The sequence below is a fragment of the Microcoleus sp. D2_18a_B4 genome, assembly GCF_036702475.1.
GTDB lineage: Bacteria > Cyanobacteriota > Cyanobacteriia > Cyanobacteriales > Microcoleaceae > Microcoleus.
Map to the genome: position 1 here is coordinate 1 of NZ_JAUBTL010000008.1, position 17,520 is coordinate 17,520.

A 17,520-nucleotide genomic window follows, 5' to 3' on the forward strand; every position below is an offset into this window, starting at 1 on the left:
TCTGTACCCGAAAGTTTAATGATTCCTTTCTTCAACTGTTTGCTGCTAATTGCTTGAATCGTGTAGATGAGAAGGTTTCGCCCTTTGACCTTATCTTTATACTTTGGTAGTTTTGGGCGACCTGTGAATTTGGAATGCTCGACTTTGTAAGCTTTAACAGCCTCAAAAAACGATTTCCAATTCTTGTCTAAAACTATCAAGATTTGTTGACTGACCTTGGCAGGCAAAGCCTTATATGCTTCGTGAGACTTCATCAAACGATTCATTTCGTTGTAATTGACATAACCCCATCCATAAATAAAACTCTGACGAATGACGTAATTGGCGGCATTGTAGAGGTTTTTGGACTTGAAAGCTAGTTCATCAATTTGGGCGAAACGGTGTTCCGTTGATTTAATGATGTGCCTCTCTGTTAGTTGCATTTGAGACTTCCGTTCTTTGGGCTGTGCGTATTCCTTGTTCAACACTCATAGCGATATGATACCATTATTGTTTATAATTGCTTATAAACTCAACGAAGTTTTATGATACCATATCCAACTACCATATTCCCCTTTTGCTTTAGTCCGGGTCGGCAGACGACAGCCCAGTTTAGTCGCGACTTACACTTGCCCGATAATTATAATTATACCAATTTTTAAAAGTAGTTCAGAGTGAAAGATTGTACGCCAGTATCTGTAGGGAAATGGCAATGCCGTGTCCGGCTCCTAAATCTGCGAATTTTAATAATTTGTATAAGATTGAGGATTGTACCAAAACTTTTGTTTAATTAGTATTATCAAAGCCGATTTGATATTAGCAAGACTTACCCACTAAAACTGAATAAACCGGGTTTTTCTACTGGCTTTTTCTACTGTCGCGGATGGGTGTAACGATGTTTTGTCCTAGAAAAACCCGGTTTTGGCATTTGGGACTAATTAGTAGTCATTGGTTAATAGTTACAGTCATTAATCCAAGATTTCACCAGCATGACAACTGCCTACTGACAACTGACAACTGACTACTTACTGACAACTGACAACTGACAACTGACAACTGACTACTTACTGACAACTGACAACTGACAACTGACTACTGACTACTGACTACTAACAATATGACGATACATCTTCCTTACATTCATCTGCCAAATAGCAGAGAGCTCGAAAGCGCATCCCGACTAACTGTTCGTAAAGCGGGTTAATCTGGCACATCGCCGGAATGTGGACGATTTTGCGACCAAATAACACGACATCTCGCTCAAACGGACACTGGGGCGGAATAATTTTACAGACAAAGTGTGCCACTTTGGGGTCGTGAATTTCCCAGCCGTCAAGCCAGTCTTTGACGGGTTGCAGGACATCTTTGTGGTGAGGTTTAGGTAGCCGAGATGAAAGGGGTGTTCCGGCGACGGGGGCGACATTCGCATCAAAGACGATTTGGCTGCTGGGCCCCTGCGGATCATCGCACTTGCTCTCTTCGATGGTGTGTCGCAGAGCTTCGATCGCCTCTACATTGTGCCCCAAAGCTGTGCAAAACTTAGAGATTACCTCGTCTTCGCTGAGCGAGTATGTACCGTCTGCCAAAGCTACCATGACTGCTGTCCTCAAAAAATCCTCGCCTTTGGCGGTGTCTTTCCCTAACACAGCGACTAATTCCTCTGCGGTAATGGGTTCAAAACCCGCCTCAAAAGATACCGGATGTAGTTCATCCTGAGTTAGATTTGCAATCATTTTTTGCTCGTCTTCGTCAAAGTTGCCGTCTGCCCAAGCAATTGTCAGCAATCCCCGCAGCCAAGCAGTAATCTCTTCATTGGTGCAGGAAGATTTAGCGTTACTCATTAGCATTTCCACTTGGATGTACCAGTCAATTTGTTCGTTTACAGCGGACTCAATATTCCCCTCCCAATAATTTTTACTGGTTTTGTGGTCGATGGATGATCTATTTGTGGAAGGTTGGTGCCCGAAGATTGCTCCAAACGCTTGTAGTGGATGTGTTAAAAGCATATTTGTTTTTCAGCAGCATCGCTAACTAGCGAGCTAATCTATTGGTTAATCCTATTCCCTAAAAAGTCATCTATCGCGAGGAATAGGTTTGTTGAATTCATCTTAACTCTAGTTGCACCCATTGAGATGGCGATCGACTTTTATTCAAGCCCGATCGCCATTAGCAACCCACTTTTTCGCAAGAAATAAAAGGTTGGCAAGCGTTGGATCTAATCAGACACTGGGTTTGTCACCCAGGGGCGATCGAACTTCGCTCTGTTTACATTTTAATATATATTTTTGTAAATTTTTCTGTGCCGGCAGCACAATATTAACAGCGAGCCGGCTTTAAGCTGTTGAAATAAAAATATATGAGGAAACAGTTACCGCCTGTCAACAGGTGTAATTGCTGTGTCCGTTTATAAATGACAGATTTTTTTAACTTCGGCGACACAAAATCCAGCGCAATTCCATTGGCGGGCGGGCGTTTGCCATCGGAAAGACATCTCGACCGGTGGCCCAACTGGGAAACCAAGGCGTCGGGGGCCAGGCTCCTTCCGGCAGGTGGTGGCGTTCGTACTCAAACACCAATTCATCGGATATTTGGACTAAGGGCAACCCTTCCATTGCGGTGGCGAGTTCTTGGGGTGTAAATAAAGTAGACCAGGAGAGTTGGGCAACTTGTCGCACGAGGGCATCAGGCTGGTAGTCGCCGACGGTTAAAAACGTGCTGAACAGCAACAAGCCTCCGGGAGACAGGGAATCGCACATTTTAGCGAGGAAAAGCCGTACTTGATCGCTGTCTCGAAAATGTGAGATGACTTCGGCGGCAACTGCCAACTGGTAGCGGGCCGGTTTCATCCGCATTAAGGGGTCGAGCACGTCGCCTTCAGTAACTGTCACGGGAAGGTTTTCGGCTGTTACTGCCGCTTTCAATTGTTCTGCAAAAGCTGGAGTTAGTTCGATCGCATCTACAGAATAGCCCAATCTCGCCAGCGGCAAGGTATTGCGGCCGGTACCAGCCCCCACGTCCAAAATCCGCACTCGATCGGGCGTGCCCAATTTAGCAGCCGTTGTCATCAATTTTGCGTCTGGATGAGAACCGAAAAGCGGAGGTTCTCTGGTGTCTACCCAGCTTTTGTACTGTTCTCCAACTGTTGAGGTAGTAACAATCACTTTGCAGGCTAAACCGGTTTGCGGCGGCTGTACTGATTCGTATTGCAGAATCAACATCGATGCTGTGGAGGTGCGGTAGCCTTGTTCTAACTTGGTGGCTAAAAGCTTGCTGAGTTCGTCTCTGCGGTCTTCTGGCAGGGGTCTGTCAAGAGTGCTAAATAGATTTTCTATTGCCTTGAGATAGTGGCTTAGCATTCCCGGTACGCAGGGGAAAATTAATTCTCCGCGAGCGTTTACGCGGGTATTAATTTTGTAGAGGATAGCTTGCTGGAGAATGTCGGGATTTACTACCAGCGGTAGCTGTTCGGTCTGGTTGATTGTACTTTCGGCGCCCATAGATTCCGCGAAGAAGGAAGAAGGAAGAAGGAAGAAAGAAGAAGGAAGCCGTGTACAAGATTTAACGGATTTAACCGATGGATTTTGAGGAGCGAGGTTGGAGGTTCGAGGGAAGTCCGTTGAGAGCTGACTGTACAATTTAAAAGTACAAAAAAGCCGATTTTAGATTTCTTTGGTTTCGTTGCTTAGTATTTTTAAGATTGTAGAAAAGGCGATTTTAGAGCTTTATTTTGCATAAATTTCCAATCTCTAATCTCAAATCGATCAACCAAGCCCAAAACCCGAGTAGGTTCCAAAATCGGAGTTAATATCAAGATAAGCTGTAGCGCATTAAAATTGTATGTTTCACGGCGAGGTGGAAAAAGCTTGATACTCCCGGACCCTAAAGGGACGGGGATTCTTGAAGAGTTCGTCTTTGAACTTTCAAAGGCGAAATCAAAGTGCCTCTACCCACTCAGCTTAGACAAATCCAAACTTTGAGTATACTTTTAGCTTTTGTGCTTTCGGAGTCCATCACTAATGCCAGATAGGTACGCTCAACAACCTGCCTTTTGTTTGCCCTTTAACTATTCCGAATCAAGTCGGATATGTCCGTTGCCGGGATTTCACCGCACTAGGTTGTTTCAACACGCAGATGGTTATTCTTACTTGCTGCTTTTTTTATACCACATATTCAATTTCAATGCGGTTAAAACCGCTACCGACTTATCCCCGTGTCTGAAGCCAGGGGCTTGCGTCTCGTTTTTCGGTCAAATCCTCTCGCCTTCTCCCCCTCTCTCGTTCCCCCCGTCAGCCATAACAGGCAATTTATATGGATAGCAACTAAAAGCTGGGCTTAGTTGCTGCCGGTAAAAGTCACTTGGGGGAACCTTGACTGAGCTTCAGTCATCGGGCGCCGTCTGCCTTCCTCTTGCCAGTAGTTGATTACTTCTGTCGCTTGGTTGAGGATTTCGACGCGATCGTTGTCAGCAATCCAGTGTTTGGCTTCGAGTTCGTTTTTGAGGTCTTCCCACGCATCTTTGCGAGGCCAGAAAAAGTAGGATGTCAGCGGGCTAGTTCCTTTGCCGACAACTTGGTCAACGGCGAGGGCAACATTCTCTTCTAGCCAGAGAACTTTTAAGATGAACTTGGACAAGCAAACCTCCAGGGTTCCGATCGAACTTGTTAAAAATTTCTACAATCGCTAAGCGTAGCACACTCTGTTCGATAATTGGTCATCGGCCATGAAAAGTTTTGTGGCGCGGCTGGTTTTAGCGCCACTCAGGGGCTTGAAACCGATAAAATTTGGGTTCTCACGCGCCCTAGGTACAAGGATGGTTAAGTTGTGAACAGAGTTATTTTAGTCTTCGACATTGATGGTGTGGTGCGGGATGTGTCCGGTTCCTATCGGCGGGCGATCGCGGATGCGGTGGAACATTTCACGGCGGGTGCTTTTCGCCCGAATTCTCTCGATATCGACTCTCTGAAGTCTGAGGGAGTGTGGAATAATGACTGGCAGGCGTCTTTCGAGTTAGTTTGCCGTTATTTTGAGGGGATTGGACGATCGAGAAACCAACTCGCTCTCAACTATGACGAATTAGTGGCTTTTTTCCAAAGTCGCTATCGCGGGCCTGATGAGAAAAATTGGACTGGTTACATTTGCGACGAACCGCTGCTGTTAAGTCCGGCTTACCTGGAAAATTTAACGGGTGGGGGAGTTGTTTGGGGCTTTTTTAGCGGGGCGATGCGGGATGAGGCTGCTTATGTTTTGTCAGGGAAATTGAGTTTAAATTCCCCGGTGTTGGTGGCGATGGAAGATGCACCGGGAAAACCCGATCCGGCTGGACTTTTCGCGGCAATTGAACAGTTGGAAAACCTGCACGGTTTAGAAGAAAATTTGCCGGTGATTTATGCGGGAGATACTGTTGCGGATATTTACACGGTTGTGAAGGCGCGGGAAGTGCAACCAAATCGGGTTTGGCTGGGGGCTGGAATTTTGCCGCCTCATGTTTTGGATGATGCTGTGCGCTGCGAGGCTTATGCTGCGGTGCTGGAAAATGCGGGTGCTGCAGCGGTTTTTAGGAATGTTGAGGAGTTGACGGCGGCGCGGATTTGGGAATTAGTCAGTTGTTAGTTGTCAGTTGTTAGTTGTTAGTTGTCAGTTGTCAGTTGTCAGTTGTCAGTTGTTAGTTGTTAGTTGTCAGTTAACTAATAATCAATAACCAATGACAAACAAATGTAATTTTGTTAAAAAATTTGGCAGCTTATTCTATTGACAAGTAAATGTAGTTTTGTTACATTTATTTGTCAATTTTTGCATCGTTGAGTTGACAATATCTGCTGCGGCGGCTTAGTACAGAGTAGAGGTCAATCTCTAGGAGAATGCAACTATGTTAGTTTCGCGATCGACTGATAAACAACCTACGCTGGAAGAAACTCGGCAACTAGAAAAGCTCCAAGCCCTAATCGAGCGAGCTGTTGCTAACGGCAAGATATCTAAGCAAGAAATGGAAGACATTAAGAGAGCGATTTGTGCGGACGGAAAAGTTACTGTTGAAGAACTGGAACTGTACAGAATATTGGTGACAGATAGGATTGTTGCTGGAGATGTGGAATACGAGTTTTGATAAGAGAATTCAACGGAGGAAACGGATTTAAGGGATGAATATTGAGGAAATAAGAAACCTGCAAGAAGAGTTTGAATTGTTCTTCAATAGTTTATTTACTGCTATAGAGATTCTAAATGAATTGTGTAATTGTTGTAGGGGCAAACCCCCCGTGGTTGCCCCGATCCGTCGCAGGGCTGTTTCATTCTCTTGTAGGGGCAATCCCCCCGTGGTTGCCCCGATATCTGAAACGACAACCAAGGAGAAAATTCATCGCCACCCAACAGGGCAATCCCCCCGTGGTTGCCCCGATATCTGAAACCCCTACCCGCTCGTCTATGGGCTGGGCGGGCACGGGGGCACCGCCCCTACAAGAATTACACGAATCATTTAGGATTGCTATATTTGTACAACTGAGGCGAGGATTGCTATAGCTTAGGATGATATTTGGCAATTCTTTGGAGCATCCCTTTTAGGAATTATACCCCACAATCATGGGGATGCTCGCAATTTTTTATTGGCGTTGTGAGATTATTTCAAGTGCAAGAATTTGTCTAATGCACTGACTGCAAGTGGTGGCCAGCGACGGTTATTGGCAACCCAATCGAGGTCTTTGTAGCGGGAGTCGAGGCCGATGGCTGCTACCCAATTGCTTTCAGCTTCGCCGCGATTTCCTGTTTCCCAAAGACAGGCGCTGAGGGCGGCTCTCATGTCGGCAAATTGGGGGTATCTGCGGACGATGTTTTTCATGTTGCGAATTGCTTCTTTGGTTTGCCCGTTTTGATAAAGTGCGAGGGCGTGGTTGGCGCGGGCAAAGGCGTATTCGGGGGCTAGTTCAAAGGCTTTGCTGTAGTCGGCTATTGCTTGTTCCCATTTTCCTAAACCTGCTTCGGCGTTGCCTCGGTTGTTGTAGGCGGCTGGATCTTGGGAGTCTAATTCTAGTACATGATTGTAGTCGGCGATCGCCTCTTCCCAGCGTCCTAAACCTTCTAGGGCGGTGCCGCGGTTGAGGTAGGGATCGGGGGCGTCGGGTGCTAGTTCGATCGCTCTTTCGTAGTCGGTAATAGCGGCTTGTAGTTTGTTTTGGCTGACTCTAGAGTTGCCTCGGTTGCTCCAAGCGGCGGCTTCTGAGGGAAATTTGTCAATGATTTGAGTCCAAAAAGTTTCTGCGGCGGGAAATTTGCCTTCATTTGTAGCTTCAAAAGCTTTTTGAACGAGTTCTCCTAATTCCTGTTGAGGATCGGTGATATCTGTTGGTTGTACTTGGGCGGCAACGGGGGCGATATTTCCCAACCATACTAACCCGGTTACAATTAATACTGTAAAAAATGTGAAAAGTGAGCGAATCATTGTTGTTGGTCGTTTAAACTTGACTAAGAATATTATTAACCGAATTTGCCGGGGTTGGTTGGAAGATGTTTGAAAAGTCTGGGCGACGAGAATCGGCCGGACATAATATGAGATGTTGCACTATTCTCAATTACTTGTTTAGGAACAGGCAAGATGCCTGTTCCACAAGAAAATTCACTCTTTGTGGAACAGGCATCTTGCCTGTTCTTGAGTATGGTGCAAGATGTGAGTTTTAACTGCCAGTTTGTGTAGTTGGTAAGGATAATTTGGTGAAAAAACGGTTGCTAATTTTGGGGGGGACGGGGGATGCTGCGGAACTGGCGGTGAGAGCGTCTCAAATTGCTGAAATAGAGGTGGTATCTTCGCTAGCAGGACGCACTCAACAGCCTTTTACCCCAAAAACGGGTTCGGTGCGAATTGGGGGGTTTGGTGGGGCGGCTGGGCTGGCGGCGTTTTTGCTCGATCGCGCAGCCCTAGGAGAGGATCGCCCGATCGACTTCTTAATCGATGCTACTCATCCGTTTGCGGCTCAGATTTCTGCTAATGCTGCTGTTGCTGCTGCTGAATGTAATGTGCCCTTTTTGATGCTGGTGCGTCCTGCTTGGGAGAGGGTGGAGGGCGATCGCTGGATTGATGTTGCGGGCCACTCGGAGGCTGCAAGGGCTTTATTAGGGCTGTCTCAGCGGGTGTTTCTCACGATTGGTAGGCAGGAATTGGCTGCTTTTGCTGGTTTGGATGCTATTTGGTTTTTGATGCGGGCGATCGATCCTCCGGCACTCAATTCTCCTATTCCTAATGGTAAGTTGTTATTAGCAAGGGGGCCTTTTTCTTTGGAAGAGGAGCGCCAATTACTATTAGAATATCAGATTGATACTATTGTTAGTAAAAACAGCGGGGGCGGTGCTACTTATGCGAAAATTGTTGCGGCTAGGGAACTGGGAATTCCGGTGGTGATGGTGCAGCGGCCGCCGATTGCCGATGTTGAAAAGGTTGATGATGTTGAAGGGGCGATCGCTTGGTTAGTTAAGCAGTTATGATATTAAATTCGTTAGCATCGGAATAGTAAATTCGAGTTGACTGTTGACTGTTGACTGTTGACTGTTCGCTGTCAACAGTCAACTGTCAACATCATTCCGGTGTTACCGGAAATGATATTAGTAGGGTTTCAAACATCGGCCACGTTATGTCTTTGAGTAATAGTTGATTTCCTGGCTGGATGATTATTTGTTTTAGTTCTAGCTGCATAGTTTGTATGTTTTAAATCGAACCGGGTGCCCTACTTTTTAATTAAGTCGTTACTATCAAAGAATTTCGAGAGTTCTCCGGCAGCAATTCTATTTGCTACTTCATTGGGATGTTGGTCAGTTTTGTGTACCCAAAGCTGGGAATCCTGTTTGCCAATGAATCCATTCAATAAATCGACAAACGGAATTTTTAAAGACGCACAATAGTCTTCTATTATTTTGTGAATATGTCTGAATGGATAGCTATCATCTAGTTTAAAGAGTACAGGGTGTACTGCAACTACAAGCTGGAAGTTCTGTTTTTCCGATAGCGTTTTTCCTTTCCTGAGCGCAGTTTTGACAGATTCCCAACCGGGGCTACCTTCTAAATAACCATCTTGGTAATGACGAATCATTTCCTGATATAGAATAGGTTTTTCAATGCTTCCGATCAAAGCGTTGATAAAAAACGAGTTTTCTCTAACTTGGGCCAGTACCTTTGGTCTAGAGATAAAGTTAATTGTTCCTGTTCTGTCTGCATCATTCAAAAATACTACGATTACTACTACGTCTGGTTTGAATTTTATTACATATTCCTCAAGCAACTTGATTTGTTCTTTCGTGGATGTTCCTGAAATACCAAAATTTAGAACCTCGGTGTTGGGATGTTTGGATTGTATTGCGCGTTCAAAACTTACTGGCAAGGTATCGTTGTCTTTTACACCTATCCCAAGGGTAAAAGAATCACCGAGGAATGCTATCCTGGTTATACCATTAGGTTTCTCAAAGGCTCGATCCAACCCCCGAAATCCTTTGGCATTTATCGTTCCTGACACTTCATTCTTTTGGTTAAAATATTTTCGAGGATTGTCTGGGTAAGTATATAGTAGCTTTCCATTGGGTTTATAAGCGTATATTTCTCCTTGAACACGTTCCTCCTTCGATATAACTATCCTAGAATCTCCTATATTTAAGAATCTACAAACTCCTTCTGCCAAGAGAAAAGATAGTAGTATGCTAATCACTAACGTATAAAACTCGTCCTTTTTAAGACGTTTCTTTGTGACAACAATAATTAGTAACAAAAAAAATATAAAGGCTACCAAAGGGAGATCAATAATATAATTCGCAATTCTCATATATTAGACATATCCTCATTAACGATGAAATTTATTGCAAATTAGGGTATTGGGCATTCTGTTCCTTCAGCGGTTCTCATTCCTCCTATGAGAGTTTCTACGATCGCGCACTGCTTAGCACCACCGCGAGATGGAGCAACTGTGACCACAAATCGTGCGTTGGTAATTGCAGGATTTGTACTGCGAGGCAATTTTTTTACATTGCCCTGATAGTCAAAAACGATCGAATGTACAGGAACACCAGTATCAACAGGAGTCGCTGCATTAGTTGAAAGTAAAATAGTGCCCGGTTTGATTTCGCCTCCCGCATTTAACGTCTGGGTACTACCACCTGTGGCTAGTGGGGGGTCAAACGTAACTGTTGGCGGATCGACAGATGGGGCAGAAAATGTAATAGTGATATCGCGCTTAGTTCGCCTTGCTTCGCTTTGTGCAAGTCGTAATGATTGCAAAACGCGATCGTTCACAGTGCGAACTCTTTGTCGGTTGATGAAGGCCTCCCAGCTTGGAGCGGCGATCGAGCTGAATATACCTATGATCAACGCTATCACGAGCACTTCTAGAAGCGTGAATCCTCCATCATCTTTTCTGGATGCAGTTTTGTTGAAATTACGGCTGGGCTTGGCAGCACACTTATGCAAAAGTTTTAATAATATTGGTGGGGTTTTCATGGTATTCTCCTATTGTTTATCGGCGGGCGGCGATTCGGGAATGTGTTTCAGAAATCCGTTATTTTCCTAACCCACCTAAACCTTGTACTTGCACGGTTGCTGTTGGGAAATAGGCCGATTTCGTGGCATCATAATCAGCATCAGTTTGAATGCGGCGCAGGCTGTTTCCTCTGAGCGTCACTCTGGCTATGTTTTTAGATGTATCTACACAAGCGTAAAAGCTGTGGTTTGAGCTGTCTGTTATTAGTAAATTGTTTGCATTGAATGTTGCTGGTGGGGGTGGAGGTGTTACGGAAAGAAGAGTTTGACACTGAGTTCCGGTTGGTATTGGAACATTAGTGCTACTGTAGTGGATGTAATTAACCAATACTTCAGGATCTGGAAAATTTGCTCCCATCGTCACATTTACTGTGGGCTTATTAAAGTCAAAGTCTTTATTAAATGCCTTACTGCCTTCTTGACTATCACTTAAATCTGCCGCATCGTAATAAGGTTTTGTGGCATCTATTGTGTAGGGGTTTCTAACTGGCTCCCTAATTTCATAGCGAGCAATACGAGTAGGACAATTGCCTCCTGAAGGCTGACACCAAATAGAGTTAGGAGCAGTATCTCTAATCTGGTAGTAGGCAACTAAGGATAGTACATAAGTGTCGTTGCACTCACTACCGTTAGGTGGGCAAGCGCTTGGTGTTTTTGCAGTAACAGCCGAATTAATAGGAACAGCATTTTTAATTAGCTGTCGCTTCCAGAATACTAAAATTGGAGTACCTGTGGTATTTGTAGGAGCCGGAGGAAGTTGAGTCGCGGGGTTAATAGCAGTGATTCCTGCCTGATCGTAAATATAAATAGCTTGACTCAAATCTTGGGCGATGAAATCAACGGCTGCCTGAAGGTCTTGCTCGGTATTTGACTTGACTTGTTCCCTCCTGTCGGTATTCAGCATATCGACTACAAAACCGAGCATCGGCGTAATGATCAAAAACGCCATAATTGCTCCGACTAATAGCTCGACCAGAGTCATGCCCTTTTCTGTTTGAGCTGGCCCGGATCGGTTTCGCTGGTGCTGACTTTTGAGAAGCAACCTGAGTAAAGTTTTCATTTTGACTGTTTCCTTTGTCAAATGGGGGGAGCGATTTTAAAGTTAATAACGGGGACTTTGATGATTACTCACAGCCTGTGGCGCCATTGATATTGGTGCGAGTACACAAATTGTTGTAAGCACCTTGTCTATCGCTAGCACCTATTTCTGTTCTCATTTCTACCAAAGGCGCTCGGAGATTTCCCAGCCCTGCGGTAGTAATTCCTTGCTGTGCTTGTAGAGCATTCTGAGTTGTTAGTGCTCCGACGCCACTAGCAAAAGAATTAGCCCTGTAAACCCGAACAATTAAGCTGTAGCCTGTTTTTGCCGGATTGGTAGTAGCTGGTAAGTTGTTATAGTAGTAGCCCTGAACTACAAGGTCTTGATTGCTGCCAGCGGTACAGGTTTGATCTCCATCTTTGTCTATGCAGTAAAGAGCGTTGATGTTGCCGGGAGCGGGGGTCTCCTCTAATTTATTGTCGGTTGTGTACTGAGCAGGAAACCCCTGAGTGCCTTGTTTGAGCGCCTCAGACCTGAGCGCCTCAATATAGGTTGTGGCGGCTTGAGTGGCCATTTCTATCCGTTTGGCTTGGACGCGAGTTGCTACTGAGAAAGCCATCACAGGGGCGATCGCAATCATCAGCACCGAAACTACAATCATCGCTACCAATGACTCGATAATCGTGTAGCCGGCTTCTTGAGACTTCTGTAAACTACTGTGTGGCTGTTGGCGTTTCATCATAGTAAGCACTCCGCATTTGGAACTCAGGAATGTGAGGGTTTAAAGGTCAGGGAAGTTAAAGACAGCCTGCTGGTTTAGGGCCGTCATTGACAGCATATATTCCAGATGGATCGCGAGTTCTATCCGTCAATTTTTCAGCGCACATTAAAGTTTTTACCCAATCATCATTGCGGCTGATTTCTCTGAAATATTCGTCAGGTTTTTTCTGAGAAGCAGGGAGAGTGAATTTTTGGGCAAACAAGTCAGGCGGCTGTGAAAGCAAACCTACATCAAATCCCCATTCCCTCGTGGGTGGTACGAAATAGCCGATCGTACCACCTCCTGTTTCTATTTTGTAAGGGGTAGAGGGGTAGCCTGAGTCGTAGTCGAATAGCTTGGCCTTGAATAGAGAACCAGAAGCAGTATCGTTAATAACTGATAGATAGGGAGCAGTTGCGTAAGAACTGCGCTTGAATTGGATAAACGAACCTGCGATCGAGTGAGTTAAGCCTTTCCAATTTTCCATAAAGCGCGGTAAGTTTTGCATACCACCATTGGTGTCGCCCAGGGTGGCAGAGATAGCCCGAGAAGGAACGTCATTGGAGGCGACTATGAGGTTAAACTCCGTCGTTCGTGCCTTTTGTACCCATCGCATTTCGTTGGCGTTGGTGCCTATTCCAGGGACCCCACCACCCGCAGGCTGAGAATTTGTTGCCTGAATCTGCAAAGTAGGTCTTAGCTGTGGCTGCTCAACTGTATTAGGAACTCCGCCACTAACTGTTGGTAATTTGGCGTAAAACAGAGGTTTATCATTGCCATAGTCCATTCCTCCTGTTCGATTAGCAGTGGTGGTGGTCGCATACCAAAGAGCGTTGGGTTTGGGCGCAGGCTGACCAGCGGTGGTGGATACACTAAGCGCACCACTAGATATCGTTACATTGACGGGATTTCCTGTGGCGTAGTGAGCTACCTGGTTGCTACTATTAATTCCCAGTGCCACAGGGATAGTGCCATCCAGTACCAGCTTATTTTGGTTAGCACCTGAGCTGTTTCGCAAAAAAGCTACGCGACGGGGATATCTGCTATCTGCTGGATCGATAGCTGGTCTATCTGTTGTACCTGATAAAACTTTAGCCAGATCAGTACCTGCTGGGACAGCGCTTGCCGGTTCTATTTCACCATTAAATTCCCCAAGAGGAGCAGCATCAATACCAACTACCCAGTCATTAGGCCCGCAAGCTGAAACAGGCAACTTCCGGCAGATTTCCATTACATATTCTGGAAAATTAGCCCGTCGCTGAACTGGCGTAACGAAATTGTTGAAGTATGAACTATTGGGAGCAGCACCTGTGGTAGTCCTGTAGGTTGTGTCTGTTGGTATAACGCTAGTCCCCGCGCTTTGCCCGAACTTTTCTTGGTTGAGAATGTCAAAAGCAGCACCGCTACTCAAACCGTTAGTGACGTAGTTGTTAGCACCGAAACCGTTAATCCTGCGAGCGGCTTTAGCCGTTACATCCGTCTCTTTAACAGTCGTCTCGGTCTTATTACCATTGCCATTGAGGTCAAAGTCGAAGGTAACTTCACTAACTGTATTACTACCTAGAGTGCCATTCCCATCGAAGTCATAGCCCACGATCGCGGTACCTGCATTATTTCTCAGGTCAAAATCTCCGTGATTGCGGACACCGTACCGGAAGCCATCCTGTAAATTAGCTGACACCGGCTCAGAGAGTAGGGTAATCGCATCCGAGAGCACTGTTGCCGCTCGCCAATTATCGCTGCCAGCGCATTTGCCAGGGTATCGAGGATCGCCGAGGCGACAAGCAAAATTGGGATCTAGGTTGGCACTCGGGCGGCCGTAGAAATCGCTGGGAGTCCAACTAAAAGCCCCTGTAAATTCCCTCTTTGTGTGTTTGTTAAATTCGCCTTGGATGTACACCGGCAGGTTAGAAGTCAACAGCAGACCTTTCTCTTTCAGTACGTCTGTCACCGTGCTTACAGTTGTCGGGCGACCCAAGGTAGATCCGTTAATCAGCATAATTCCGTGGGGGCGACGGCTGGGGTCTAGCCGAGAATCCGTTGGGCTGCTTAGCTGGCTGCGGGTTGTATCAATGGCAGTGCCAAGACTATTCGGAGTGCGATCGCTGCGATCGGGTGCTGCATCATCACGGCTGGCGTAAATTAGGCCGCTGTAAGGCAGCATATACTCTGGGTTAAGGGTGTTGATGACGGGCACTCGCTTGTAGGCGATCGAATTTTTTTGCCTTAGCTTATCGACATCTAATTGCGTGACCCGGATTTCGAGGGGTTGCCTCTCGGCTAGGGGATTGTCGTATTGTCCGGTTAGCTTTGCGCTCTGAGTGGAAGCCATCAAGCCACTACCCGTGGAAGATATTAAAGGACTGCTGAGGCTATAAGTCTCGTCCACTGCTGTAGCTGGGTCGTCCTTGTCGATCGCCTTAACTTCCCTAGGATTGAGAAAAGCAACTTCCCGAATTGTCCCGTGGTCGAGATAAGCCGTGTTGGGAGCAAGGCCGCCCAAAATTCCTAAAGAGCAAAGAGTAGAGTCGATCGCAGCTTTTTCCGACAAGCTGCGTTCCCCGTCAGCCTTCTGCAAAGCCTTCCTTAAGTTCTCGTTGACAAACCTACCGTCCGGGAAAACGATACTGGCTTGATAATTTAAGCGATTCTCTGTTGTTCCTACTGAAGTGAGAGTTGATGGATCAGTCATGAGAGCTGGCGTCAGAGTTGCACCGGCCGGTCTGGCTGCAGGAGGGCCGTAGACGATGCCGTTGTTGGATTTACCATTTGCGTTGCTTCCCAATGGCAAACCTGGACGGTTGAGAGTGGAATCAAATAAAGTTCCACCTTTGCTGTATCGGTAGCTGGGATCGTAATAGCTGCTGACACAAGCCAGCGGGGTATCAGCTAATTTAGCAGCTTGATCGCTTGTGTTGTCTGCGTAGTGATAGATCGCACTTGCGCGCATTCGCAAGTCACCCTTAGCATACTGAGGAGTATTGGGGTCTATGGTACTGGCTGCTCCTCCTGGTGGAGTTCCATTGGTGGGCAAAGCGTTCCAAGTAGCAGCCGTCAAATCAGCCCAGCCAATAGTACCAGCAGGATTATTGTTATAAACTTTAGAGTTCGGGCCCGGTGACATCGGCATGGAGTCGGGCCAAACAACGGGCAACTTTTCTACAGCAGTAGTTGCCGGGTCGTCGTAGAACTCCGATACTGCGTTAGCAGCAGGGTTGAAGACTTTGGGAGGTGGCAGAAAAGAGTTGGTGCGCTCGTAAACACCCGCACCCGTAATTACCCGCAATCCGCCAATGCCATCAACTGCTGTTTTAGGTGCTTGGGCTGCACTCTTTTCCCAGAAGCCGTCCCTCTCTGCTCCCCCTACATCAGCGAACTGCTTGACTTGGGGTTCTCGGTAGCGTTGCCCCCCATCGAGCCAATTAACTCCCGTTAATGTGTCTCTTCCTTCCTCACCTTCACCCACAAATTTGGGAGTGTCCAAATCGGTTCTCCACCTTAGTGCTGGTAGATTGTTCCCTACGACTATGCGATCGCCTAACTCGGATTCTTTATTATCTTCCTCTACCTTTTCCGGGCTGTTGGCTTTGAGCCTGACACTTGTTGTATCGAGTTTAGTGTTGGTGTCCAAAGGCATAACCCAGGCATCCACGGGTCGCAGTTCCTCCCCTGTACCGCCGAAGGGAGATGTAGTCACCACTTTTGTTGTAGGGTTAACAAAGCCAGCCAATGCGTCTCCAGTGGCCGGCACTTCTGCAAAAGGCACTTTCCGTGTCCGCAATCTAAAGTAAGATTCCAGGTTTTCTCGGCGAATCTCGTTTTGACGATCGGCGCTGGGAGCCGTGGGGTCGGTTTCTTCTTGAACTTGTGTGGCAATGGCATTTTTAACTTCCTGGGGATCGGAAGCAGGGGCATTTTTTTCCTGTTCGGAAACTAACAGACCGATGCGATCGGAATAAGCCTTGTTATTGTACATGACCCCCAAAGCACCATCTTTGTAGGCTACAGATTGGTCGGCGCCCCCTTTAATTGCTTTTGTGGTGACTGGATCGGTAGCCTCTTTCCCAAATAGATGAACTGCTATGTCTTTGCCAGTGTTGCCACTACTTCCCGACCAGCCGTTAACCACATTACCACTAACGACTATTTTGCTATTTTCTAGGTCGTAGAAACACGATTCTCTGCTGCTAACGAGATAGAACGCCACCGGCCCGTCCCCCGTGGTGGTTACCATAAAATTACTGTTAGTAAATATCCGTCCGTTTAGACGCAGCGCCGGGCCGGGAGATACTTCTAAATCATCTTCATAAACCACCGCATTATTTTGTAGTGGAATGCGTTTTTGGTCTTGTTGGTACTCCAAAGCTGAGAAACTTGGAGTTCCTTTAAATATGTCGTATTTTGTGGAATCGAGCCCAGTAATATTAGTTATCGGCACGTTCACTGTGTAAACAAAGAAGCTTTTTTTGAGTACGCCCTCTGCTTTGTACCAGTCCGTACTGCCTACCAAACTAGCGCTAGTACCTGCTGCGGCCTTACAGATCGCGTTGGTAGAACCTTGAGATACCGACATAGGAGGGGTTCTGGCTTCTAAACCCTTTCTAGCTCTATTAAACTCTCCTGTGTTCAGATCGCGAGGTGGGCTGCGAAAATATATCCCGTATAGAGTGTAGGTATCAAATTTCCCATTGTTGTCAGTATCTACAGGGAACCTCCAAGCGGTATTTATCCTCTCGCTTTGATTGATGTTAGTTATATCTGGAGGGGGAGGATTAGGAACTCCATTATTATCAATATCAAACTTTATCTGTAGAACCTCCTCATCTCCAAATTTAAAGCGATCTGAATCCATCGCTAGGTAAACGCTCAAGTCTGATGGTGTATCAAGTGTTCCGCTTCCTTGAGGGGATAAGGCATACTGAATTTTCGCTTTTGCCCGATCGAGCGCCGGAGTCGCCGCCGCCAGCACCTGCTGGCTCACACGCACGTTACGCGCCGTATTCGCCCGATCGAACGATCGCAGCGTAATCGCCACAGTCAGCAAAATCACTACCAGCAACACCATCGTCACCGTCGGCAGCACAAACCCCGCCACCGGCAGTCTCGCCCTCCGGCCCATAGCCATCAGGGTTTGCAGCATTGCTCTCATCAGCCGCTTGGCCCCGGATCTGGTAACACCAGCAATCCGCCGCAGCAGGGATACGATAATTTTGGATAATTTGCTCTTAAACATTGACG

Annotated in this window: 12 protein-coding genes and 1 pseudogene; 3 read left to right on the forward strand and 10 right to left on the reverse strand. The window is 46.5% G+C overall.

Translation table 11 applies throughout. The annotated features are described in order from the left end of the window. From QUB04_RS06870 to QUB04_RS06885, 4 genes and pseudogenes are all read right to left on the reverse strand, one after another. A pseudogene (locus QUB04_RS06870) lies at window positions 1–422 on the reverse strand (RNA-guided endonuclease TnpB family protein); the annotation flags it as partial. A gap of 666 nt (window positions 423–1,088) precedes the next feature. Further along, window positions 1,089–1,985 carry a Mo-dependent nitrogenase C-terminal domain-containing protein gene (locus tag QUB04_RS06875; protein ID WP_333282594.1) on the reverse strand — a complete coding sequence of 299 codons (897 nt, stop codon included), beginning with the start codon at window positions 1,983–1,985 and terminating at the stop codon, window positions 1,089–1,091. A 417-nt stretch (window positions 1,986–2,402) separates the two neighbouring features. Further along, window positions 2,403–3,476 (reverse strand): class I SAM-dependent methyltransferase, encoded by a 1,074-nt coding sequence (locus QUB04_RS06880; protein ID WP_333282596.1) that lies wholly within the window; start codon window positions 3,474–3,476, stop codon window positions 2,403–2,405. Between the two features lie 835 nt (window positions 3,477–4,311). Next, window positions 4,312–4,623: a 30S ribosomal protein PSRP-3 gene (locus QUB04_RS06885; protein WP_278187374.1), complete on the reverse strand. Its 312-nt coding sequence runs from the start codon at window positions 4,621–4,623 to the stop codon at window positions 4,312–4,314. Between the two features lie 177 nt (window positions 4,624–4,800). Between QUB04_RS06885 and QUB04_RS06890 the strand changes: the two genes are divergently transcribed. Both QUB04_RS06890 and QUB04_RS06895 read left to right on the forward strand, forming a co-directional pair. Continuing rightward, window positions 4,801–5,589, forward strand: coding sequence for a TIGR01548 family HAD-type hydrolase (locus QUB04_RS06890; protein WP_333282599.1), 789 nt, complete (start codon window positions 4,801–4,803; stop codon window positions 5,587–5,589). Between the two features lie 256 nt (window positions 5,590–5,845). Then, on the forward strand, window positions 5,846–6,082 hold the full coding sequence (locus QUB04_RS06895) for a hypothetical protein (RefSeq protein ID WP_333282602.1): 237 nt from the start codon (window positions 5,846–5,848) through the stop codon (window positions 6,080–6,082). 510 nt (window positions 6,083–6,592) lie between these two features. Here QUB04_RS06895 and QUB04_RS06900 read toward each other — a convergent pair. Further along, on the reverse strand, window positions 6,593–7,411 hold the full coding sequence (locus QUB04_RS06900) for a tetratricopeptide repeat protein (RefSeq protein WP_333282605.1): 819 nt from the start codon (window positions 7,409–7,411) through the stop codon (window positions 6,593–6,595). A 269-nt stretch (window positions 7,412–7,680) separates the two neighbouring features. On the opposite strand from QUB04_RS06900, the gene QUB04_RS06905 reads away from it, so the two are divergent. Then, window positions 7,681–8,448 carry a cobalt-precorrin-6A reductase gene (locus tag QUB04_RS06905; RefSeq protein WP_333282608.1) on the forward strand — a complete coding sequence of 256 codons (768 nt, stop codon included), beginning with the start codon at window positions 7,681–7,683 and terminating at the stop codon, window positions 8,446–8,448. 239 nt (window positions 8,449–8,687) lie between these two features. On the opposite strand, the gene QUB04_RS06910 is transcribed toward QUB04_RS06905, so the two are convergent. The 5 genes from QUB04_RS06910 to hpsA form a co-directional block, all read right to left on the reverse strand. After that, window positions 8,688–9,773 carry an SGNH/GDSL hydrolase family protein gene (locus QUB04_RS06910; protein WP_333282612.1) on the reverse strand — a complete coding sequence of 362 codons (1,086 nt, stop codon included), beginning with the start codon at window positions 9,771–9,773 and terminating at the stop codon, window positions 8,688–8,690. A 41-nt stretch (window positions 9,774–9,814) separates the two neighbouring features. Then, complete coding sequence (locus QUB04_RS06915; RefSeq protein WP_333282615.1) at window positions 9,815–10,444, reverse strand: GspH/FimT family pseudopilin; 630 nt, start codon at window positions 10,442–10,444, stop codon at window positions 9,815–9,817. 58 nt (window positions 10,445–10,502) lie between these two features. Next, window positions 10,503–11,543 (reverse strand): hormogonium polysaccharide secretion pseudopilin HpsC, encoded by a 1,041-nt coding sequence (hpsC, locus tag QUB04_RS06920; RefSeq protein WP_333282618.1) that lies wholly within the window; start codon window positions 11,541–11,543, stop codon window positions 10,503–10,505. A gap of 64 nt (window positions 11,544–11,607) precedes the next feature. Continuing rightward, entirely contained in the window at window positions 11,608–12,264 is a 657-nt protein-coding gene (gene hpsB, locus QUB04_RS06925) for a hormogonium polysaccharide secretion pseudopilin HpsB (RefSeq protein ID WP_333282621.1), read from the reverse strand. A 55-nt stretch (window positions 12,265–12,319) separates the two neighbouring features. Further along, window positions 12,320–17,515 (reverse strand): hormogonium polysaccharide biosynthesis protein HpsA, encoded by a 5,196-nt coding sequence (hpsA, locus tag QUB04_RS06930; RefSeq protein ID WP_333282624.1) that lies wholly within the window; start codon window positions 17,513–17,515, stop codon window positions 12,320–12,322. Between the last annotated feature and the right edge of the window lie 5 nt (window positions 17,516–17,520).